General features: G+C 59.9%; 20 protein-coding genes. 8 read left to right on the top strand and 12 right to left on the bottom strand.

Annotated elements, in window-relative coordinates:
* Window positions 1-43 precede the first annotated feature (43 nt).
* Window positions 44-1,063, top strand: coding sequence for a branched-chain amino acid aminotransferase (locus tag KVQ82_RS12625; RefSeq protein ID WP_108183018.1), 1,020 nt, complete (start codon window positions 44-46; stop codon window positions 1,061-1,063).
* A 149-nt stretch (window positions 1,064-1,212) separates the two neighbouring features.
* Here KVQ82_RS12625 and KVQ82_RS12620 read toward each other — a convergent pair whose 3' ends face one another.
* From KVQ82_RS12620 to KVQ82_RS12610, 3 genes are all read right to left on the bottom strand, one after another.
* A complete protein-coding gene (locus KVQ82_RS12620; protein WP_222019042.1) occupies window positions 1,213-2,034 on the bottom strand; it encodes a TIGR03915 family putative DNA repair protein in 822 nt (273 codons plus the stop codon).
* Window positions 2,031-3,251 (bottom strand): putative DNA modification/repair radical SAM protein, encoded by a 1,221-nt coding sequence (locus KVQ82_RS12615; protein WP_047293587.1) that lies wholly within the window; start codon window positions 3,249-3,251, stop codon window positions 2,031-2,033. The genes KVQ82_RS12620 and KVQ82_RS12615 overlap by 4 nt, the downstream gene beginning before the upstream one ends.
* A gap of 123 nt (window positions 3,252-3,374) precedes the next feature.
* Window positions 3,375-4,133, bottom strand: a complete 759-nt coding sequence (locus tag KVQ82_RS12610) for a helix-turn-helix transcriptional regulator (protein WP_222019041.1) — start codon at window positions 4,131-4,133, stop codon at window positions 3,375-3,377.
* Window positions 4,134-4,211: 78 nt separating this feature from the next.
* On the opposite strand from KVQ82_RS12610, the gene KVQ82_RS12605 reads away from it, so the two are divergent.
* Window positions 4,212-5,315 (top strand): cytochrome P450, encoded by a 1,104-nt coding sequence (locus tag KVQ82_RS12605; RefSeq protein WP_222019040.1) that lies wholly within the window; start codon window positions 4,212-4,214, stop codon window positions 5,313-5,315.
* Here KVQ82_RS12605 and dmeF read toward each other — a convergent pair.
* Window positions 5,312-6,229 carry a CDF family Co(II)/Ni(II) efflux transporter DmeF gene (gene dmeF / locus KVQ82_RS12600; protein WP_222019039.1) on the bottom strand — a complete coding sequence of 306 codons (918 nt, stop codon included), beginning with the start codon at window positions 6,227-6,229 and terminating at the stop codon, window positions 5,312-5,314. The genes KVQ82_RS12605 and dmeF overlap by 4 nt on opposite strands.
* Before the next feature lie 12 nt (window positions 6,230-6,241).
* Window positions 6,242-6,517 (bottom strand): metal/formaldehyde-sensitive transcriptional repressor, encoded by a 276-nt coding sequence (locus KVQ82_RS12595; protein ID WP_003223990.1) that lies wholly within the window; start codon window positions 6,515-6,517, stop codon window positions 6,242-6,244.
* 442 nt (window positions 6,518-6,959) lie between these two features.
* Here KVQ82_RS12595 and KVQ82_RS12590 point away from each other — a divergent pair, with 442 nt between their 5' ends.
* Together KVQ82_RS12590 and KVQ82_RS12585 are read left to right on the top strand one after the other, a co-directional pair.
* Window positions 6,960-8,198 (top strand): S-type pyocin domain-containing protein, encoded by a 1,239-nt coding sequence (locus KVQ82_RS12590; RefSeq protein ID WP_222019038.1) that lies wholly within the window; start codon window positions 6,960-6,962, stop codon window positions 8,196-8,198.
* A complete protein-coding gene (locus tag KVQ82_RS12585) occupies window positions 8,195-8,530 on the top strand; it encodes a hypothetical protein (RefSeq protein WP_145595431.1) in 336 nt (111 codons plus the stop codon). The genes KVQ82_RS12590 and KVQ82_RS12585 overlap by 4 nt, the downstream gene beginning before the upstream one ends.
* Before the next feature lie 79 nt (window positions 8,531-8,609).
* On the opposite strand, the gene KVQ82_RS12580 is transcribed toward KVQ82_RS12585, so the two are convergent.
* A complete protein-coding gene (locus KVQ82_RS12580; protein WP_222019037.1) occupies window positions 8,610-8,948 on the bottom strand; it encodes an FKBP-type peptidyl-prolyl cis-trans isomerase in 339 nt (112 codons plus the stop codon).
* 163 nt (window positions 8,949-9,111) lie between these two features.
* Between KVQ82_RS12580 and KVQ82_RS12575 the strand changes: the two genes are divergently transcribed.
* Complete coding sequence (locus tag KVQ82_RS12575; RefSeq protein ID WP_222019036.1) at window positions 9,112-10,224, top strand: sensor domain-containing diguanylate cyclase; 1,113 nt, start codon at window positions 9,112-9,114, stop codon at window positions 10,222-10,224.
* Here the strand turns inward: KVQ82_RS12575 and KVQ82_RS12570 are convergent.
* Together KVQ82_RS12570 and KVQ82_RS12565 are read right to left on the bottom strand one after the other, a co-directional pair.
* A complete protein-coding gene (locus KVQ82_RS12570) occupies window positions 10,190-10,654 on the bottom strand; it encodes a hypothetical protein (protein ID WP_222019035.1) in 465 nt (154 codons plus the stop codon). The two genes, KVQ82_RS12575 and KVQ82_RS12570, sit on opposite strands and share 35 nt — an antisense overlap.
* Window positions 10,655-10,755: 101 nt before the next feature.
* Window positions 10,756-11,064, bottom strand: coding sequence for an RcnB family protein (locus KVQ82_RS12565; protein ID WP_027613230.1), 309 nt, complete (start codon window positions 11,062-11,064; stop codon window positions 10,756-10,758).
* 425 nt (window positions 11,065-11,489) lie between these two features.
* On the opposite strand from KVQ82_RS12565, the gene KVQ82_RS12560 reads away from it, so the two are divergent.
* Entirely contained in the window at window positions 11,490-12,782 is a 1,293-nt protein-coding gene (locus KVQ82_RS12560; RefSeq protein ID WP_222019034.1) for an MFS transporter, read from the top strand.
* A 12-nt stretch (window positions 12,783-12,794) separates the two neighbouring features.
* Window positions 12,795-13,562, top strand: a complete 768-nt coding sequence (locus KVQ82_RS12555; protein ID WP_222019033.1) for a substrate-binding domain-containing protein — start codon at window positions 12,795-12,797, stop codon at window positions 13,560-13,562.
* Here the strand turns inward: KVQ82_RS12555 and KVQ82_RS12550 are convergent.
* Complete coding sequence (locus KVQ82_RS12550) at window positions 13,552-14,466, bottom strand: LysR family transcriptional regulator (protein WP_041073367.1); 915 nt, start codon at window positions 14,464-14,466, stop codon at window positions 13,552-13,554. The two genes, KVQ82_RS12555 and KVQ82_RS12550, sit on opposite strands and share 11 nt — an antisense overlap.
* Window positions 14,467-14,705: 239 nt before the next feature.
* On the opposite strand from KVQ82_RS12550, the gene KVQ82_RS12545 reads away from it, so the two are divergent.
* Complete coding sequence (locus tag KVQ82_RS12545) at window positions 14,706-16,514, top strand: monovalent cation:proton antiporter-2 (CPA2) family protein (RefSeq protein WP_222019032.1); 1,809 nt, start codon at window positions 14,706-14,708, stop codon at window positions 16,512-16,514.
* Window positions 16,515-16,701: 187 nt separating this feature from the next.
* Here KVQ82_RS12545 and hcnC read toward each other — a convergent pair whose 3' ends face one another.
* From hcnC to KVQ82_RS12530, 3 genes are read right to left on the bottom strand one after another with little or no spacing between them, the layout of a single operon-like run.
* Window positions 16,702-17,961, bottom strand: coding sequence for a cyanide-forming glycine dehydrogenase subunit HcnC (gene hcnC / locus KVQ82_RS12540; protein ID WP_086792649.1), 1,260 nt, complete (start codon window positions 17,959-17,961; stop codon window positions 16,702-16,704).
* Window positions 17,954-19,363, bottom strand: a complete 1,410-nt coding sequence (gene hcnB, locus KVQ82_RS12535) for a cyanide-forming glycine dehydrogenase subunit HcnB (RefSeq protein ID WP_222019031.1) — start codon at window positions 19,361-19,363, stop codon at window positions 17,954-17,956. Before hcnB ends, hcnC begins: the two co-directional genes overlap by 8 nt.
* Entirely contained in the window at window positions 19,360-19,674 is a 315-nt protein-coding gene (locus KVQ82_RS12530) for a (2Fe-2S)-binding protein (RefSeq protein ID WP_041073555.1), read from the bottom strand. The genes hcnB and KVQ82_RS12530 overlap by 4 nt, the downstream gene beginning before the upstream one ends.
* Window positions 19,675-19,884: the final 210 nt, after the last annotated feature.

Below are 19,884 nucleotides of genomic sequence, written 5' to 3'. Positions count from 1 at the left end.
AAGCCTGAACCGTTTCGACGGTTGTTCAGTGATAGAGGGTGTCATGGGTAACGAAAGCATCAATTGGGACAAGCTGGGTTTTGACTACATCAAGACCGACAAACGCTATCTGTCGTACTTTCGCAATGGCGAGTGGGACAAAGGCACCCTGACCGAAGACAACGTGCTGCACATCAGCGAAGGCTCGACGGCCCTTCACTATGGCCAGCAGTGCTTCGAAGGCCTGAAGGCTTATCGTTGCAAGGACGGCTCGATCAACCTGTTCCGTCCCGACCAGAATGCCGCGCGCATGCAGCGCAGCTGTGCCCGCCTGCTGATGCCGCACGTGTCCACCGAGCAGTTCATCGAGGCCTGCAAGCAAGTGGTTCGCGCCAACGAGCGCTTCATCCCGCCATACGGCACCGGCGGCGCGTTGTACCTGCGTCCGTTCGTGATCGGCGTGGGTGACAACATCGGCGTGCGCACCGCGCCAGAGTTCATCTTCTCGGTATTCGCGATCCCGGTCGGCGCCTACTTCAAGGGCGGCCTGACCCCGCACAACTTCCAGATCTCCAGCTTCGACCGCGCCGCGCCACAAGGCACCGGTGCGGCCAAGGTCGGTGGCAACTACGCCGCCAGCCTGATGCCGGGCTCCCAGGCCAAGAAGGCGCACTTCGCTGACGCCATCTATCTGGATCCGCTGACCCACAAGAAAATCGAGGAAGTCGGTTCGGCCAACTTCTTCGGGATCACCCACGACAACAAGTTCGTCACCCCGAACTCGCCCTCCGTACTGCCAGGCATCACCCGCCTGTCGCTGATCGAACTGGCGAAAACCCGTCTGGGCCTGGAAGTGGTGGAAGGCGACGTGCTGATCGACAAGCTGTCGGACTTCAAGGAAGCCGGCGCCTGCGGTACCGCTGCGGTGATCACCCCGATCGGCGGCATCAGCTACAACGACCACCTGCACGTGTTCCACAGCGAAACCGAAGTCGGCCCGGTCACCCAGAAGCTCTACAAAGAGCTGACTGGCGTGCAGACCGGCGACATCGAAGCGCCAGCGGGCTGGATCGTCAAGGTTTGATCTGACGGCCAGTTGCACAAAAGCCCCTCATCAAGTGATTGATGGGGGGCTTTTTGGTTGTGAGGATCAAGATCAAAAGATCGCAGCCTGCGGCAGCTCCTACAGGAAATCTGTGTAGGAGCTGCCGCAGGCTGCGATCTTTTGATTTTCTATTTCACCGCAATCCGCTTGCCGCCTCGCGCAGCGATCCCGCTGGCCTGACCATTCTGTTGCTTGCCCGTGCGCGCCTGGGTAATCAATCCGGGAATCAACTCCCCTTCCGGCAGATTCTTCCAGAAACGCACCGGCAAGTGCCCTTGCATGACCTTCTCGTTCAACCGCGCCGGGTTGAAGATGTGGCTGTAGTACGTCAGCCACAACTCGCCGTGCGGGTCATCGACGTTCTGCGCCAGTTGCTGCCATTCCAGCGGGCATTGGCGTTGATGGATCAATTGCTCGCCATCGTAATAAACCCCGTCACGCGGGGTGGCGATCAACCAGCGATGCCGGCCCATGCGCCCGATGAAATGCTCGCTGGCGCTGTGCAGGATGTCGTGGGCCGGCTCGTGCCATGCGACGTATTGCGGGCCCGGCTGATCCTGCGGGCGTTCGATGAAACGCACGAACGCATGCAAATGGTGGGCTTCACGCTGTACCTGCTTGATGCGCCGCTGCAACTCGCTGCCGAGTTTATCGCCGGCCATCATCGCCGTGCGGTCGCCATGGCTGACTCGCCACAGCACTTCATACAACAGACTCCAGCGCTGGTCGCCCCGGTAGCGTGCGGCTTGCTCCAGGGTATCGATCAGTGCACGGGGGATGCGTGCCTGAAACGGCCCCTGCCCCTCCGGCACATGTACGTCACTGGCAAACAGATCGCTCACCCCTTCCGACGCCCAACTCACCAGACTCGGGTCGACTTCATGGCTGAGCAGCCAGCGTGCCTGCTGGCGCCAGGTGTCGAACAGGTCATCGCAATCGAGATTGATCATCCCCACAATCCCATCTGCTGCGGCTGCGGCCGGTCGCGCAGTTGCTGATAGAGCATGTGGCTGGTGACTTCGGCCTGCTGCGGGTGGTAGTCGCTGGTGATGATGAAGGGCTTGGCCTTGGCCAGCACACAGCGCATGCGCGCCACATCTTCGTAGCGGATACGCCGCTGCTGGCGCAATTGCACCAGACGCTCGGTAGTGCGCAGGCCGATGCCCGGGATGCGCGCGATCAGCGACGGCTCGGCGCGGTTCAGGTCCAGCGGAAACACTTCGCGATTCTGCAGCGCCCAAGCCAGTTTGGGGTCGATGTCCAGCGCCAGATTACCCGGGCCCTTGAGCAACTCATCAGCGTTGTAGCCGTAGCTGCGCAAGAGGAAATCGGCTTGATACAGACGGTGTTCGCGCATCAGCGGTGGCGCGGCCAGCGGCACGCTTTTCGGGCTGTCGGGAATCGGACTGAAGGCCGAGTAGTAGACGCGGCGCAAGCGGTAGTTGCCATACAGCGACTGAGCGCTGTGCAGGATCGTGCTGTCGTCGGTGTCATCGGCGCCGACGATCATTTGCGTGCTCTGCCCGGCGGGAGCGAATTTCGCCGAACGCGGTTCGTTGAGCACCGTTTGCACGCCGGTGTAAATGGTGCTCATCGCCTGCTTGATCGAACCGATCTGTTTCTCCGGCGCCAGGGTTTGCAGGCTGGCATCGGTGGGCAGTTCGATATTGACGCTGAGGCGATCGGCATAACGCCCGGCCTCCTCGATCAAGGCGGGATCGGCCTCGGGAATGGTCTTGAGGTGAATGTAGCCGCGAAACTCATGCTGTTCGCGCAACAGCTTTGCCACGCGTACCAGTTGCTCCATGGTGTAATCCGCCGAACGGATGATCCCGGAACTGAGAAACAGCCCGCTGACACAGTTGCGCCGGTAGAAATCCAGGGTCAGCGTGACCACTTCCTCGGGGGTGAAGCGTGCACGCGGCACATCGCTGGAGCGGCGGTTGACGCAGTACTGGCAGTCGTAGAGACAGAAATTGGTCAGGAGGATTTTCAGCAACGACACGCAACGGCCGTCCGGCGTGTAGCTGTGGCAGATGCCCATGCCATCGGTCGAGCCCAACCCGCTCTTGCCCTCGGAGCTGCGCTTGGGCGCACCGCTGCTGGCGCAGGAGGCGTCGTACTTGGCGGCGTCGGCGAGAATGCTGAGCTTGTCGATGATTTGCATGGCGGAGACTCGATACTGGTTATGCGTACAGTATCGAGTCCGTTGGATTGGCACAAGGTGCAAAACGGGATCAAAAGATCGCAGCCTTCGGCAGCTCCTACAGGGACTGGGCAGGGCCGAGAATTATCGGGTGTACGCGATTACTGTAGGAGCTGCCGCAGGCTGCGATCTTTTAACCTTCGCGTCTAACGGCAACTCAAGACCAAACCGCGTACCCATTGCCTTGCGCCCCGCCACGGTCAGTGCCAACGCCCGACTGTCCAGATCCTGCGTCACCCACTTGCGTTTCAACGCCATCTGCAACACCGCCGCACCCAACGAACCGCCCAGATGCGGCCGACGCATGCTCCAGTCCAGGCACGGGCAAGCGAACTTGCGGCGCAAGGTACTCAAGTCCTGCACCTCCATACCCAAGCCCACGAACAACGCCTCGCCACTCTCGCTCAAGCGATAAGCCCGCTCGTCGGTTTCCACCAGCCATCCCGCCGCGAGCAAACGGTCATGCAGCAACACCGCCAGCGTGCCAGCCATATGGTCATAGCAGGTGCGAGCGAATTGCAGACGATCTGGAGTGTGCGGCTTGAAGCTCGGCACGGCGTTCTGGCCGATCACCATCAACGCTTCCAGCGCCTGCGCCACCCGTTGATCGGCGAGGCTGTAATAACGATGGCGGCCCTGTACGTGCAAGCGCACCAGCGACAGATCCTTGAGTTTGGCCAGGTGCGCGCTGGCAGTGGACGCGCTGACCTCGGCAACGGCGGCCAACTCAGTGCTGGTGCGGGCGTGACCGTCCATCAGCGAGCAGAGGATTTTGGTGCGTGCCGGTTCGGCGATGGCGGCTGCCACCTGCGAAACGCCGATGTCTTGATGTTCTGCGTGCATATTTCGCTCCCCGACGAATCGTCGCCGCTGCGAACTGAAGATACTCGCATCACTTTCCCGACGACAAGGTTATGAACCATGGACCCGATCATCGCTGCGACGCATGCCGATCCCTACCCTTACTACGCCAAACTGCGCGCCGAGGGCGGACTGACCTTTGATCATGGATTGAAACTGTGGGTCGCCAGCAGCGCCCGAGCGGTGCGTGCGGTGCTGACGCATGCCGATTGTCGGGTGCGACCGCTGCAGGAACCGGTGCCCAAGGCGATTGCCTCGGGGCTGGCCGGCCAGGTGTTCGGGCAGTTGATGCGGATGAACGACGGCGAACGTCAGCGCTGTCCGCATGCGGCAATCGAGCCGTCACTGCAGTTGATAGATGACGAGCAAGTACGCGCACTGGTGGCCGCGCGTCTGATTACACCGGACGCCGACGGCTTATATAAGGCGATGTTTCGCGGCCCGGTGTGCGTGGTCGCGACGCTGCTCGGCTTCACCCCGGCGCAAAGCCGGGCGATCAGTGAGCTGACGGCGGATTTCGTCGCCTGCCTGTCGCCGTTGAGCAATGACCTGCAACTGGCGGCGGCGCATGCGGCGGCTGAGCAATTGCGCGGTTATTTCATCGAGTTGCTGGCTGAAGCCAACAGCGATTTGCTCCAGGCTATCGAGCAGCGATTCGCAGGGGACAAAGAAACCCTGATCGCCAACCTGATCGGTCTCTGCTCGCAGACATTTGAGGCGACAGCCGGGCTGATCGGCAATGCACTGATAGCGCTGCAACGACAGCCCGAGTTGCGTGACGCCTCTGTGGACGCACTGTTGGCCGAGGTTCAGCGCTTTGATCCGCCGGTGCAGAACACTCGGCGCTTTGTCGCACGGGCTTGCGAAATCGATGGCGTACGGCTCGAGGCTGGCGAGGTGATTCTGGTGCTGCTGGCCTCGGCCAACCGCGATCCCTTGTTAAATGCAGAGCCCGAGCGGTTTCTGCTGGATCGTCCTGACCGGCGCAGTTTCAGCTTTAGCAGCGGCCGGCATCAGTGTCCGGGGCAGACACTGGCGCTGAGCATTGCCGCTGCGACTGTCAGAAAAATCCTTGATCAGGGTATGAATCTGCAACAACTGACGTGGCATTACCGCCCATCGCTCAATGGGCGGATTCCACTGTTCGGCGCAATGCAGCTTTAAGCGCTGCGCAACTCGATGGTCAGATGCGACAGCTCATGCACCGGCGCCAGCCGCTCGCGGATCGCCTCCGCTGTCACGCCCGCCGCCGCGACCACGCTGACAATTGCTGCCCGCGCCTGCGGACCGACCTGCCAGACATGCAGATCGCTGATGCGCACATCGTCGGAGGTTTCCAGCAACTCGCGGATCTCCGCTGCCACCGGTTCGTCGGTGGTGTCGAGCAGCACCGCGGCGCTGTCGCGCATCAGGTTGTACGCCCATTTCGCGATGACAATCGAACCGACAATCCCCATCGCCGGGTCCAGCCATACCCAACCGAGATAGCGCCCGGCCAGCAACGCGGCAATCGCCAGCACCGAGGTCAGGGCATCGGCCAGCACATGGACGTAGGCCGAGCGCAGATTGTTGTCGTGATGGTGATGATGATCATGACCGTGGTCATGCTCATGGCCGTGATGGCCCATCAACAGGAAGGCGCTGAGGACGTTTACGCCCAAGCCGACAACCGCAATAACAGTGGCTTCGCCAAACGCCACGGTGGTCGGTTCGAACAAACGGAAAATCGACTCGCCGGCAATGCCCAGCGACACCAGCCCCAGCACCATTGCCGAAGCAAATCCGGCCAGATCGCCGACTTTGCCGGTGCCGAAACTGTAGCGGCGGTTGTTGGCATTGCGCCGGGCAAAACCATAGGCTGCCGCGGCGATACCCAACGCGCCGGCATGGGTCGCCATGTGGAAACCATCGGCCAGCAGGGCCATGGAGCCGGTGATGTAGCCGGCGGCGATCTCGCCGATCATCATCACGAACGTCAGCGCCACCACCCACAAAGTGCGGCGGGCATTTTCGTCGTGAGATGCGCCGAGAAACTGGTGATCGTGGCTGAAACGCTCAGCGCTTGGGGTCAGGCTCATGATGCGGATGCTCTATTTGGAATAACGGCGGATGGCTTGCAACAGATCTTCGGCGCCCTGAGCGCGCTGTTCGTCGGTGAGGTCGGGATGCGCCACGTGCTCACGGGTGTGGGCCTCGATGAACTGCTCCATCAACCCGTTGACCGCCCCGCGAATCGCCGCCACCAGGTGCAAGGTCTTGGCGCAATCGGCATCGCCTTCCAGCGCTTTCTCCACCGCCTGCACCTGCCCGGCAATCCGCCGCACACGGTTGAGCAACTCGTCTTTGTGTTCGTGAATGTGCGACATACCCATACCCCCTACCCCTATATGGCGCGCATAATCGCCGATGGCTTGGGCAATCGCAAGTTCGGTGAGCATTCAAGGGATGAACGGGAAACAGAAAGTGACTTCACTCCCACTGCGGGAGCTAGCCTGCTCGCGCAGGTGCCCTCTCTACTATCGAATATCCGAAGGTCAAACCCGGGAAAAAAGGCTGATCCATGAAGAGTTACTCACCCGAATCCAAGCGCTTTTTCAAGCGTCTGCTTGCCTAACTGAGCGCACACTTACTCAGTCAAGCCTCGACGATTTACTTAACGGTTGGATGGGTTAATTAAGCTGCGATACCACAAACTTGATTTTTTACATTTGTAACAATCACTTGGATTTCAGACCCTTCCTACAGCTATAAAAAGCACCTTCATATAGCGTCCGCATCGCTTTCAAAAACGATGTAACAAGGACGCTGATGGTGCGTAAAAAAGATATACCCCGTGTTCAAAACCCACCGGCTGGTGACGGTCACCACATTACCAGCCGCTACATGACAACCAGCGAACTGGCGGAGAGGGAGGCAAGACAATCTGCTTATGACGATATGCTGGCCAGGCAGCAGGCGTATGAAGATCGATTGATCAAACAACCGCTAAAGTATCAGCGCGCTGTTAAAGGCTGTGTGTTTACCAAAAGCTGCAAACTTCCTGATGGTGTTATCAATCACACTAGCCCCGCCGGGTTTATACCGGTAGAGAGGCTGGCCGACTTTGGAGAGTTTTCCCTGCTAGGCGGCCGCGAACGAGACGCCGTCGGAAACATACCACTGAAAAAAATCTACGGCAGGCACTTGCCCAACTCAGCAGGAACGCTTGCTCTAGGTCTGACTGCCGTAGCAGGCACAAGTGGTAGCGCAGTGAACGGTGCAGCCTTGGCGACGGGAGGTTTAGGTGCTGGAGCATTACTCGGAATAGTCGCACTGCTTTGGCCATCGAGTTTGGGCGACAGTTCTCTGTACACAGAAGAACAACTCAAATCACTCGACAAAGGCCGAACTCGTGTCCGACTGCACGTAGAACAACAGCCTGACGGCACTCTGAAAGGGTACGGATATAACACCCAGACGCGCAGTGATTGGGAGATGATTCCTGTCGTAAAGTTCGTCGAGCAAGGAACGCAACAAGTTGCGGACTTCGGTAATGGGGCAGCACTGATCTGGACTCCCGTTGTTGACCCTTCCAGTACCACGGGAATCCCGCCACTGGAAAGCGCGCCGCAAGCGCCACAGATATGGATTTATCCGCCGACAGACCAGGCGGACAAAATCATCGTCAACCCGATTTATCCGCCGCAATATCAGGACTTCATTCTGGTGTTCCCGGCCAACTCAGGGATCAAACCGCTTTATATTGTCCTGGCGCTTGAATTCGACGCGACGAGTTACCACGGAAAAAAAGATACACCCGTGAAAAGTAAGGGGCCTACCAATGGTCAGGAAGCATTGGAAAACTCTGTTCAGGTAAAGCCCACATCGCCCCGCCGAATTGGTGTCGATCCGGATACAAATGAGCTAGTTGTCTTTGACCGCACGGGCGGAGATATCTACCACGGCCACGTACGGGCATGGGATAAACTTCATCAAGATATGAAAAATGCACTGATCAAAGCCAAAAAAGTAGACAACAAAGGCAATATCCTCGGAGCAAAAAAATGAGCCTCATTTATCAAGACCCATCACTCAGCCATGATGAAGCCATAAGACGCCTCGCCAGCGACTTGGACGAAAGTGTCGTTTCCGCTCTGGTGTCTATCGGTCTGAACGAAACCGACAGAGCCTGGGCTCAAGACACCTGCCTGAAATATCTCACCAACAAAACTGAAGCGATTGTGGCATCTGCGATTACCGCTCTCGGCCACATCGCTCGCCGCCATGGCGAAATGAATACCGAAACCGTCCTGCCCGCGCTCGAAACCGTTCAGAGGAGGTTCCCTGCTCTGAAGGGCATCATTGAGGACACGCTTGACGATATCGACACATTCACCTGACCCGCCGGACGAGTGCTCAAATTACAGAGATTGGGATGAGGGTCCCCCCTCATCCGGACAGTTTCGACACTCGCTACCCTCAATCCTCCCGCGTCAAAACCTCCAGCAACTCAATCTCAAACACCAGATTCGAATTCGGCGGAATCTTGCCCATCGTTCGTTCGCCGTACGCCAGATGCGCCGGCACCAGCAGTTTGCGCTTGCCGCCCACTTGCATGCCCATCAGCCCCTGATCCCAGCCCTTGATCACCCGGCCCGTGCCAATCACGCACTGGAAAGGTTTGCCTCGGCTGTGGGAAGAGTCGAATTCGCTGCCGTCTTCCAGCCAGCCAGTGTAGTGGGTGGTGATCAGTGCGCCTTTGACGGCGGCCTTGCCCTCGCCCACCTGGAGATCGATAACCTGCAGTTCATCATTCATGCCATTCACTCTATTGTTCAGCTGGCCGCCGTTTTCCCAGAAATGGCGGCTGTTCGCAACTCATTAACGAAGATTGGCGCTGTATCCGAAGTGACTGACAACCCATTAAGATAGCCAACCGCCATTACTTCACGGATCGATTGTTCATGCTGGCAGTTCCCGAATGACTGACCTCTGGATCAGCCTTGCCCTTGGCGTTGTCATGCTTGGATTGATCGCTGTCCTGATCTGGCGCGAGCGCGGTTTGCGCAAGCAACTGGACGAATACCGCGAGCTGCTGACCCGCGCCACCGAACGCCAGAACATCCACCAGGACGGTGACGCCGAGCGTTTCAAACGCAGCCAGTACTTTGCCCGCATCGGCACTTGGGATTGGGAAGTCGACACCGACCGGCTGTATTGGTCGGACGCGATCTACGGCATGTTCGGGTTCAAGATCGGCGAGATCACCCCGTCTTATGCGCTGTTCTGCGCCTGCGTGCACCCGGACGACCGCGTCAGAGTGCGCGACGGTGAATTGCGCTGTCTGGAGACCGGTGAAAACCACGACGAGGAATACCGCGTGGTCTGGCCCGACGGAACGATTCGCTGGCTACGGGAAACCGGCAATGTGGTGCGCAACGACCACGATGCGGTGATCAAGATGATGGGTGTGGTGCGCGACATCACTGAGGAAAAAGCCTCGGCGAGCTACCTCCAGCACCTCGCCCACTTCGACCCGTTGACCGGTCTGCCCAATCGCCTGGTGCTTGAAGAGCGTTTATCCGAAGCACTGGAACAGGCGCGCCGCAGCCTGACCCGCGTGGCACTGGTGTTTATCGATCTCAATGGTTTCAAGGCGATCAACGACCATTACGGTCACGCCGCCGGCGACCGCGTGCTGATCACCACTGCGACGCGTCTGAAACGCATCCTGCGCGCCACCGACACCGTCGCACGGATTGGCGGCGACGAATTCGTGGTGATCCTGCAAGGCCTGGCCCCGAGCCTCAACCTGCAGGACGAAGCCCGCAGCATCTGTCAGAAAATTTTCATCGAACTGTCCCCGCCGATCAGCATCGGCAACGACCAGCGCCACATCGGCACCAGCCTTGGCGTCGCGGTATTTCCCGACCATGCGCCGACCATGGACCGACTGCTGCACATTGCCGACCTGGCGATGTATGAGGCCAAGCGCAGTGGGAACAATCAGTATCGGTTGGGGGGTGGGCAGGTATTAAATCAGGGTCGAGTGGAGTTGCTCAGTCAGGAGGCAAGCCAAATACGACACCATTGAAAGTATGGGTACAACAATGGCAATGGGGTTTCATCTCCTCGGCCTTCAAACCCGGGTTGACGATTTGCAGACGCTTTTGCTCATCGACGTACAGGCCATTGAAGTAACTCGACTCACCCAGTCGCACGATCTCCTCGCGATCGTCGTCATGGATGGACACTATCCAGAACACTGGCTCCGGACGATCCAGGCGCGCCACCGCCTCACTGAAAATTTCATCCCAGTTGCCTCCGACACGAGAAAGCAGAAAGCGAAATAGTGGGGTGTAATCGTAGCCGTGATGCTTGATCCCGTGCATCGAACCCCGCGTTGCCTCGCTGCGCCTCTCGGCTTTGGTATTGCGCTTATACCGATAGTGGCTGCCCTGATTGTTGCGCCAGACGTTGTGGGCAGTGGTATTTACCTTGCGATAAAGCGGTTTCTTTTCCAACGATTGCTCCTGACATCCAGTCACTCGAAACGCCTTTCGGGTTTTACTCGAATGGTGCCCGAATGCAATCGACCGTCCATGGCCAATTGTTGCCGAAGTGCTTAACGCTCGACAGGCTGCATTTCGACAATGGTGCCGTTGGTGATCATGACCATCACGTACTTGTCGTTGATCTGCACCCACTGCGCCTGGTCAACCGGTGCTTTCAAGCCTTTCTGTTTCCAGTTTTTCAATGCCTTGTCGCTGCGCTGATATATGTCTGGAGCGCGGTCGTTGACCTTCAATTCACGGTCGCTGGTCGGTGACTGGACGGTGGGTTCGCTTGAGGTTTGCGCCGCTTGAACAAGTGGGCTGATCCCGGCAATGCCGGCGACGAGGGCCAGGCTGGCGATTAGGGTTTTGCTGTTCATCGGTGAACCTCCTTCAGATGTGTGATACCTGAACTCCGACTGCGGAGGACTGGAATCATTCCTTGTTTATTGCGGGGACTGGACGGGGATTGTAGTTGTCTGTGAGGCCGCTATCGCTGGCAAGCCAGCCCCCACAGATTTTCTTGGTGTTGCAGGAACAGCGGGTACACCGCAAAAACGGTGGGAGCTGGCTTGCCAGCGATGGCGTCGGCACATTCAGCCTCTTCGTTACCTGACACACCGCTTTCGCGAGCAGGCTCGCTCCCACAGGTTAGACGGTGCTTTCAGGATTGATCCACTTTGCACATCAATCCATGCCAACAATGCAATTAACATCCTGTTACAGCTGCGCGACCATCCACCGCAATAACAACCGTGCGCCGCTTCCACGTCGCGCACGTCATAAAAGCGGTGGAGATTTTTCTATGACAGCCTCAATCCCACACGGCGGCTCGCGGGCCGGCGCCATTTTCCGGGTGACCTCGGGCAACTTCCTCGAACAGTTCGACTTCTTTCTGTTCGGCTTCTACGCCACGCAGATCGCGGCGGTGTTCTTCCCGGCGAGCAGTGAGTTCGCTTCCCTGATGATGACGTTCGCAGTGTTCGGCGCAGGCTTTCTGATGCGTCCGCTGGGCGCCATCGTGCTGGGTGCGTACATCGATGACGTCGGTCGGCGCAAAGGGTTGATCGTCACCCTGTCGATCATGGCCAGCGGCACGATCCTGATTGTGCTGGTGCCCGGATACGAGACCATTGGTCTGTTTGCGCCAGCGCTGGTGCTGATCGGACGGCTGTTGCAGGGCTTCTCCGCCGGTGCGGAATTGGGCGGTGTTTCGGTGTACTTGTCGGAAATCGCCACACCGGGCCGCAAAGGCTTTTTCACCGCTTGGCAGTCAGCCAGTCAGCAGGTCGCGATCATCGTCGCGGCAGCATTGGGCTATGCGCTGAACGCGTGGATGGCGCCGAGCGTGGTGGCCGATTGGGGCTGGCGGATTCCGTTTTTCGTCGGCTGCCTGATCGTGCCGTTCATCTTCCTGCTGCGCCGTAACCTGGCGGAAACCGAAGAATTCGCCGCACGCAAACACCGCCCGAGCATGAAGGAAGTGTTCCGCACCCTCGGCCAGAACTGGGGCGTGGTGCTCGGCGGCATGCTGATGGTCGCGCTGACCACCACGGCGTTCTATCTGATCACCGTGTACGCGCCGACCTTCGGCAAAACCGTGCTGCACCTGAGCACTTCCGATGCGTTGCTGGTGACCTTGCTGGTGGGCGTGTCGAACTTCTTCTGGCTGCCGATTGGCGGCATGTTGTCCGACCGCATCGGCCGGCGTCCGGTGTTGATTGCGATGTCGCTGCTGGCGCTGGCCAGCACCTACCCGGCGCTGTCGTACCTGGTGCAGGCGCCGAGCTTCAGTCACATGTTGCTGTCGCTGTTGTGGCTGTCGTTCATCTACGGCATGTACAACGGCGCAATGATTCCGGCGCTGACCGAGATCATGCCGGTGGAAGTGCGAGTAGCCGGTTTCTCCCTCGCCTACAGCCTGGCGACCGCGATTTTTGGCGGTTTCACCCCGGCGATGTCGACTTTCCTGATCCAGTACACCGGCGACAAAGCGGCGCCGGGTTACTGGATGAGCGTCGGCGCACTGTGCGCGTTGGGCGCCACGCTGTACCTCTATCGCCGCGCAGGCGGCCGTTTGCAATCGGTTGCCGCATAAGGAGCAATCACCTTGAAAAAACTGATCAATCTCAGCGCCATCGCCCTCTTCGCGTTCAGCGCCCTGGCCCATGCTGAACAGCTGAACGTGATGACGTCGGGCGGCTTCACCGCGGCCTACAAAATCCTCGGCCCGAAATTCGCGGCGGCCACCGGCAACACCCTCGACACCCAGCTCGGCCCGTCGATGGGCAAGGCGCCGGAAGCGATCCCCAACCGCCTCGCCCGTGGCGAACACGCCGACGTGGTGATCATGGTCGGCTATGCCCTTGATGATCTGATCAAACAAGGCAAGGTCGACCCGGCCTCGCGGGTCGAACTGGCGGATTCGCGGATCGGTCTGGTAGTGCGTGAGGGCGCGCCGAAGCCGGACATCAGCAGCGTCGAAAGCCTGAAGAAAACCCTGCTCGACGCAACATCGGTGGCCTACTCCGACAGTGCCAGCGGCGTGTACATCGAGAAGGAGTTGTTCAACAAACTCGGCGTAGAAGATCAGCTGAAACCTAAGGCGAAAATGATCCCGAAAGTCCCGGTCGGTTCGGTGGTTGCCACCGGCGATTATCAACTGGGCTTCCAGCAGGTAAGCGAATTGCTGCCGGTGCCGGGGGTGAGTTTTGTCGGCAAGATTCCGGAATCGGTGCAGTCGGTGACGCGTTTTGCCGCCGGCATCCCGGTCGGTGCGCAGCATCCAAAAGAGGCCAAGGCCCTGCTCGACTACCTCGCCGCGCCTGCCGCTCAGGCTGACGTGCAGGCCACCGGACTGGATTCGGTCAAGCGCTGATCGTCGGCGGCTGGACTTTCATTTCCACCACCAGCCGTTCCAGCTCCAGTGCTGCCGGGGTCAACGTGCGACCCCGGCGCTTGATGATGCCGACACTGCGCATCACTTGCGGATCGGTCAGCGGCACCCGGGTCAGGATCGGATGATCCGGCCCGGGCATCGCCATCAGCGGCACCGCCGCTACGCCAAGCCCCGCTTCCACCAGACCAATCATCGTCGTCACATGCCGCGTCTCGCAGATGCTCTGGCGTTGCGGCACCACACGACTCAAGGCCTGATCGAGCAGAAACCGGTTGCCGGACGTCTTGTCCAGCGAGATGTAATCCTGCTGATAGAACTCGTCCCAGCTCACGCTGCTGCGCCCGGCCAACGGATGATCACGGCGACAGGCGACAACGTAGCACTCCTGCACAAGCGGTTCAAAATCGACTTTGGCATCCTGGGTGCCGATGAAGCTCAGACCGAAATCTGCCTCGCCATTGACCACCGCACTGAGCACGTCGTGGGCGCTGGAATCGAGGACTTTGACCTTGATGCGGGGGAATTGCCGGTGATAACGGGCGACCACACGCGGCATGAAGTAGTAGGCCGCCGAAGGCACGCAGGCCACGGTGACGTGACCCATTCGCGTCGAAGCGACTTCGCTGATGCCCAGCAACGCCACGTCCAGATCATCCAGCAAACGCTCGACGCTGGGCATGAAGCCGCGCCCGGCCTGAGTCAGGCTGACTTTGCGAGTGGTGCGTTCGAACAGTTTTACGCCGAGGGCGTCCTCGAGCTTTTCGATGCGTCGGCTCAAGGCCGGTTGTGACAGGCGCACGGTGTCGGCGGCCTTGCGGAAGCTGCCCTGCTCGACCACCGCGCGAAAAGCCTGCAGGTCGTTGAGATCGAAGTTGATGGCCATGGCGGACTCGGAAAGACTGATTCGCGAAGGCTATCAATGTAACCATTTGATGCAAATTATTACAGATTTACACTGGCTCACTGTAGGAGCTGCCGAAGGCTGCGATCTTTTGATCTTCAAAAACAAGATCAAAAGATCGCAGCCTTCGGCAGCTCCTGCACGGGATCTTCGGTGGATCTTGAATCGTTTCAGCCTTTATCCTTGTCACCCCCCGCCGTACCGCTGTCAGGAGTCAACCCATGCCCCATGAAGGCAACCTGTTACAAGCCGCTGTCGTGTTTCTGTTCGCCGCAGTGCTCACCGTGCCCTTGGCCAAACGTCTGCAACTGGGCGCAGTGCTCGGTTATCTGTTGGCGGGGGTGATCATTGGCCCGTCGGTACTCGGTCTGATCGGTAATCCGCAAAGCGTCGCGCATATTTCCGAACTGGGCGTGGTGCTGCTGTTGTTCATCATCGGCCTGGAACTGTCGCCGCGGCGCTTGTGGGTGATGCGCAAGTCGGTGTTCGGCGTGGGTCTGGCGCAGGTGCTGCTGACCGCAGCGGTGATCGGCGTGCTGGCGTTGTATGTGTTCGGTCAGCCGCTGAACAGTGCAATTGTGCTCGGCCTTGGCCTGGCGCTGTCGTCCACCGCATTCGGCCTGCAGAGCCTGGCCGAGCGCAAGGAACTCACCAGCCCGCATGGGCGGCTGGCGTTTGCGATTCTGCTGTTTCAGGACATCGCCGCGATCCCGTTGATCGCGCTGGTGCCGATGCTCGCCGGTAGCGCGCATGCCACCAGCAACGCGGAAAGCCTGAATCACGGTTTGCAAGTACTCGGCGGGATCGCCGTGGTGGTGGTCGGTGGGCGTTATCTGTTGCGTCCGGTGTTCCGCGTGGTGGCAAAAACCGGTCTGCCGGAAGTGTCTACCGCCACCGCATTGCTGGTGGTGATCGGTACGGCGTGGCTGATGGATCTGGTCGGCGTGTCGATGGCCCTCGGGGCTTTCCTCGCCGGTCTGCTGCTGGCGGACTCCGAATATCGGCATGAACTGGAAGCGCAGATCGAGCCGTTCAAGGGCTTGCTGCTCGGGCTGTTTTTCATCAGCGTCGGCATGGGCGCCAACCTGAGTCTGCTGCTGAGTGCGCCGATCACCGTGCTGGGCCTGACGCTGTTGCTGATCGGCTTGAAGTTGCCGCTGCTGTTTGTGGTCGGGCGCCTGGCTGGTGGGCTGACCAAGGTCAGTGCGATTCGCTTGGGCATCGTGCTCGCCGCCGGCGGTGAATTTGCCTTTGTGGTGTTCAAGATCGGGCGCGATCAGGGCCTGTTCGAACCGCGCCTGTATGACCTGCTGGTGCTCACTATCACCCTGTCGATGGCGTTGACGCCGTTGCTGCTGTTGATCTGTGCGCGGCTGGTCAGCCCGAAAGTGCAGCCGGTGGAAGTACCGGAGAAATTCCGCGAAATCGATACCGAAGCACCACGCGTGGTGATCGCCGGCATGGGCCGGATGGGCCAGATCGTGGCGCGGATTCTGCGGGCGCAGAACATCAAGTTCGTGGCTCTGGACACCTCAGTGGAAACCATCGAACTGTCGCGCAGTTTTGGCGGCGTACCGGTGTTCTATGGCGACCCGATGCGCCCGGAAATCCTCAATGCGGCAAAGGTTGGTGAGGCGGAATACTTCGTGATTGCCACGGACGATCCGGAGACCAACATCAAGACCGCCGAGATCGTGCGCAAGCTGTATCCGCACATGAAGATCATCGCCCGCGCACGTAACCGTCAGCACGTGCACCGCTTGGTGGATGTCGGCGCCGAGCCGATTCGTGAGACCTATTACTCCAGTCTGGAAATGAGCCGCCGCACTCTGGTCGGGCTGGGCTTGACCCAGGCTCAGGCCGATGCGCGGATCAAGCGCTTCAAGCACCACGACGAGCAAGTGCTGGAGGCGCAGCACGCCGTTTACGACGACGCGGCCAAAGTCCTGCAGACCGCTCAGGAAGCCCGCGCGGAACTGGCGCGACTGTTCGAATCGGATCAACTGGAAGAGGAAGCGCGCAAGACCTGACCTCCTTGCACAGATCCAAACGTCAGGCCGACAGCACTGACGCCTTCGCGGGCAAGCCCGCTCCCACAGGTTTTGTGAACGACCGAAAACCCTGTAGGAGCTGCCGCAGGCTACGATTTTTTGATCTTGATCTTAAAAATCAAAATCAAAAGATCGCAGCCTGCGGCAGCTCCTACAGGGGATTGGATCAGGCCAGCTCTAACTCCAGCGCTTGCTTGACCGGTGCCACCTCAAACCGATCCGCGAGGAACGGTGTGATATCCAGCGGCAGCGCTTCCTGGTTGACCAGTTTGTCGAGCAGCACCCCGGTAATCGCCGAGGTCAGGATGCCGGTGCGGAAGTGTCCGCAGGCATTCAGATACCCCTCCACCCCACGCATCGGCCCGAGAATCGGCAGTTCATCCGGCGAGCCCGGACGCAATCCGGCCCAGGTGCGCTTGAGGTTGACGTCCTTGAGTTCCGGCAGGCAGCGCACCGCGCCCTGCACCAGTCCGGCGATTTCCGGGTAGGTGGTGGTGACGTCGAAGCCTTTGTCTTCGGTGGTGCTGCCGATCAGGATCTCGCCGTTGTCCTTCTGCGCCACATAGCAGTCGCTGGTAGTCAGACAACCGTTGAGGATTTTCGGCATGCGTTCGGTCAGCAGGATCTGGCCCTTGACCGGCTTCACCGGAATCCGCACACCGGTGGCCCATTCGCTCAAATCCGCCGCCCAGGCGCCGCCGGCGTTGATCAGGGTTTTGCAGTGGAACACGCCCTCTTCGGCCGTCTGCACGCCGGTCACGCGGCTGCCGTGGTGCAACACGCCAGTGACATTGGTATTGACGAAGATGTCGACGCCATTCTGCCGCGCACCTTCCATGTAGGCATCGGCGAGACGGAACGGGCTGACCTGGTGGTCGCAGAGAAATTCCAGTGCCCCACGAGCCTCATGGCTGACGCTCGGCTCGGCTTCGCGCAATGCAGCCTGATCGAGCCAGCGCACCTGATCGGCCAGATGCGGAATGCAGCTGACAATGTGTTCGGCGTAGAGCCGGTCTTCGTCGTCATAAATGACGAACTTCAGTCCGGTCTTTTCAAACTTGAAATCCATCCCGTGCTTGTCCTTCAGCTCGCGATGCAACGCCGGGTAAAGCGCGTTGGACTGCAAGGCGAAATCGAAGAACGACTCCGGCAGGATATGCGGCGTGCTGGCGTCCACCGCCACGGCCGCGCCCTGGGTTTCGCGTTTGCGGTTGGCCGACATCATCCGGAAGAAAATCACCCCGCAGCCCAGCCCCACCGACTCGCCGATGGCCCACAAGCCGCCGGCCGAAGCGCGGGTTGCGTTGCCCGGGCGTTTGGCGTCGATCAACGCCACCTTGAGGTTCTCGCGCTTGGACAATTGATAGGCGCAGGACGCCCCGATCACGCCGCCGCCGGCAATGATCACGTCATAGAACTTACTCATGGGAAACGGCCTCCGTGCCGCCGGACTGGAACGCGGAAAAAGGAATCGGATCGATCGGGAAACGCGGGCGCAACCAGCCGACGTCCTTGCGCCCGGTTGCCTGGCGCAGGCGATCGCTGCAGTAGCCGACGCACATCCGGCCCTGACAATCGCCCATGCTGACGCGGGTGCGCATCTTCAGGCTGGCGATGTCCTGCACACCTTGCTCCAGCGCCAGATCAATGTCCGCGCGGGTCGCATGTTCACAGCGGCAGATCACCGTATCGGCAGCCGGCAAAGCGGTCTGGCCGACACCGCGTTCGGTGTAGCGGTCGACAGCTGCACGAAAGCGCACGATGGATTTGAGTTTGCCCAAATAACGGTCGCGGCGTACCCGTGCCAGATCCTCTTCGATAATCCCGCGTTGCAGCAGGATCGAGGTGGCAGCGATTCTGCCGGCGAGCATCGCCGCTTCACCGCCGCGAATGCCGCCCATGTCACCGGCCAGGTGCACATGCGGCTCGTTGCTTTGTTGCCAGCTGTTGGCATTGGCGCGCAGGTAACCGTCGTCGCTGAAACCGTGGTCGAGGCCCATCTGCTGACTGAGCTGGGTGCGCGGGATAAAACCGTAACCGACCGCCAAGGTCTGCGCTTCGAAGCGCTCGATGCGTGTCAGGTCCGGCTCCCAGGTGGCCGAGTACGGTGCCACGCTGACGCTTTTCAGCTCGCCGTCGCCGTGAGCTTCGACCACGCCCCAGCCGTAGTTCATCGGGATGCCGTGCAGTTTCAGGTAAGCGAGCATGCTCAAACCATCGAGGAACAGCTGCGGCTTGTTCAGCAACGCCAGGCTTTCGCGGGCGATCTTGCCGAAGGCGCAGGCTTCGTACACACCCGCGACCTTGACGCCGGACGCGTGCAGCTGCGTGGCCACCAGCGGCAGCAACGGCCCGGTACCGGCGATGACCACCGGTCCCTGCGGCTTGACCACGCCACTTTTGATTTGCAGTTGCAGGCCGCCGAGCATGATCACGCCCGGCAGGGTCCAGCCGGGAAACGGCACGCTGCGTTCGTGACAACCGGCGGCCAGCAGCAATTGCGGATAATCGATCTCATGCAGTTGCTCATCGCCATCCAGCACCACCAGGGCACGGGTGCCTTCGGCGCCGACCACGCGGTGATTCAGGCGCACGTCAATCAGCCCGGCCTGTTGCTGAAAATCACCGTGCAATTTGCTCAGGGCTTCGGAATAACGTGGCCCGAGGTAATCCAGTTGCACGCCGTCACGCAACGGCCCGCGATAGACCACCCCACCGAGGCGCGAAGCCTCTTCGAGCAAGGTACAGCGCACGCCATGGCGCGCCAGTTCGATGGCCGCCGCCATCCCCGCCGGACCACCGCCGACGACCACCGGTTGCAGGCTCATACAACCTCCTGCTCGTTGATGCGGTTGACCTGGGTTTCAATCCGCATACCGTCGCGCACCACCGTCTGGCAGGCTCGGCGCTTGTGCCGACCGTTGATTTTCACCAGGCAGCACTGGCACACGCCCATGCCGCAATAGGCGCCGCTGATCTGGTCATGATCATTACGTGCGACCTGGCGCACACCGAGGGACTGGATAACGCTGAGGACCGTTTCACCGATGGCCGCGCTAACCGGTTGGCCGTTGATGTGGACAGTCATATCCGCCTGGGTCAGCGGCTGGATATCAAAGGTGCGTTCGAGGCAGTGCATTACGATGTTCATCCGTGAAAAGTTTCAGGGGGAGTTCTACGTCAGCTCCTTGCTGCACTCTGCCTGGCGACCCGTTGTGATTGTTGGTGGGGGCTGCCGGGCTACTCCATCAGCGCAGCAAATTGCGCACCGGAGCACTGTAGTCGATACCGCAACAAGGGCCTGGATCTTTTAAGTTAGGTGATATTTCAAGGGGAAATATTGATCCAG

This window comes from Pseudomonas sp. AO-1, assembly GCF_019775695.1.
GTDB classification, from domain to species: Bacteria; Pseudomonadota; Gammaproteobacteria; order Pseudomonadales; family Pseudomonadaceae; genus Aquipseudomonas; species Aquipseudomonas parakoreensis.
The sequence above is the reverse complement of the archived record's forward strand: the minus strand, read 5'-3'. Positions and strand labels throughout refer to the sequence as shown.

What these genes read in the sequence shown, in the direction of transcription:
- KVQ82_RS12595 (WP_003223990.1), bottom strand. Translation starts at nt 6,517, where the DNA reads ATGTCGCACATTCACGAACACAAAGACGAGTTGCTCAACCGTGTGCGG.
- hcnC (WP_086792649.1), bottom strand. Translation starts at nt 17,961, where the DNA reads ATGAGTAAGTTCTATGACGTGATCATTGCCGGCGGCGGCGTGATCGGG.
- KVQ82_RS12610 (WP_222019041.1), bottom strand. Translation starts at nt 4,133, where the DNA reads ATGCACGCAGAACATCAAGACATCGGCGTTTCGCAGGTGGCAGCCGCC.
- hcnB (WP_222019031.1), bottom strand. Translation starts at nt 19,363, where the DNA reads ATGAGCCTGCAACCGGTGGTCGTCGGCGGTGGTCCGGCGGGGATGGCG.
- dmeF (WP_222019039.1), bottom strand. Translation starts at nt 6,229, where the DNA reads ATGAGCCTGACCCCAAGCGCTGAGCGTTTCAGCCACGATCACCAGTTT.
- KVQ82_RS12550 (WP_041073367.1), bottom strand. Translation starts at nt 14,466, where the DNA reads ATGGCCATCAACTTCGATCTCAACGACCTGCAGGCTTTTCGCGCGGTG.
- KVQ82_RS12530 (WP_041073555.1), bottom strand. Translation starts at nt 19,674, where the DNA reads ATGCACTGCCTCGAACGCACCTTTGATATCCAGCCGCTGACCCAGGCG.
- KVQ82_RS12545 (WP_222019032.1), top strand. Translation starts at nt 14,706, where the DNA reads ATGCCCCATGAAGGCAACCTGTTACAAGCCGCTGTCGTGTTTCTGTTC.
- KVQ82_RS12580 (WP_222019037.1), bottom strand. Translation starts at nt 8,948, where the DNA reads ATGAATGATGAACTGCAGGTTATCGATCTCCAGGTGGGCGAGGGCAAG.
- KVQ82_RS12585 (WP_145595431.1), top strand. Translation starts at nt 8,195, where the DNA reads ATGAGCCTCATTTATCAAGACCCATCACTCAGCCATGATGAAGCCATA.
- KVQ82_RS12615 (WP_047293587.1), bottom strand. Translation starts at nt 3,251, where the DNA reads ATGCAAATCATCGACAAGCTCAGCATTCTCGCCGACGCCGCCAAGTAC.
- KVQ82_RS12590 (WP_222019038.1), top strand. Translation starts at nt 6,960, where the DNA reads ATGGTGCGTAAAAAAGATATACCCCGTGTTCAAAACCCACCGGCTGGT.
- KVQ82_RS12560 (WP_222019034.1), top strand. Translation starts at nt 11,490, where the DNA reads ATGACAGCCTCAATCCCACACGGCGGCTCGCGGGCCGGCGCCATTTTC.
- KVQ82_RS12620 (WP_222019042.1), bottom strand. Translation starts at nt 2,034, where the DNA reads ATGATCAATCTCGATTGCGATGACCTGTTCGACACCTGGCGCCAGCAG.
- KVQ82_RS12605 (WP_222019040.1), top strand. Translation starts at nt 4,212, where the DNA reads ATGGACCCGATCATCGCTGCGACGCATGCCGATCCCTACCCTTACTAC.
- KVQ82_RS12565 (WP_027613230.1), bottom strand. Translation starts at nt 11,064, where the DNA reads ATGAACAGCAAAACCCTAATCGCCAGCCTGGCCCTCGTCGCCGGCATT.
- KVQ82_RS12575 (WP_222019036.1), top strand. Translation starts at nt 9,112, where the DNA reads ATGACTGACCTCTGGATCAGCCTTGCCCTTGGCGTTGTCATGCTTGGA.
- KVQ82_RS12625 (WP_108183018.1), top strand. Translation starts at nt 44, where the DNA reads ATGGGTAACGAAAGCATCAATTGGGACAAGCTGGGTTTTGACTACATC.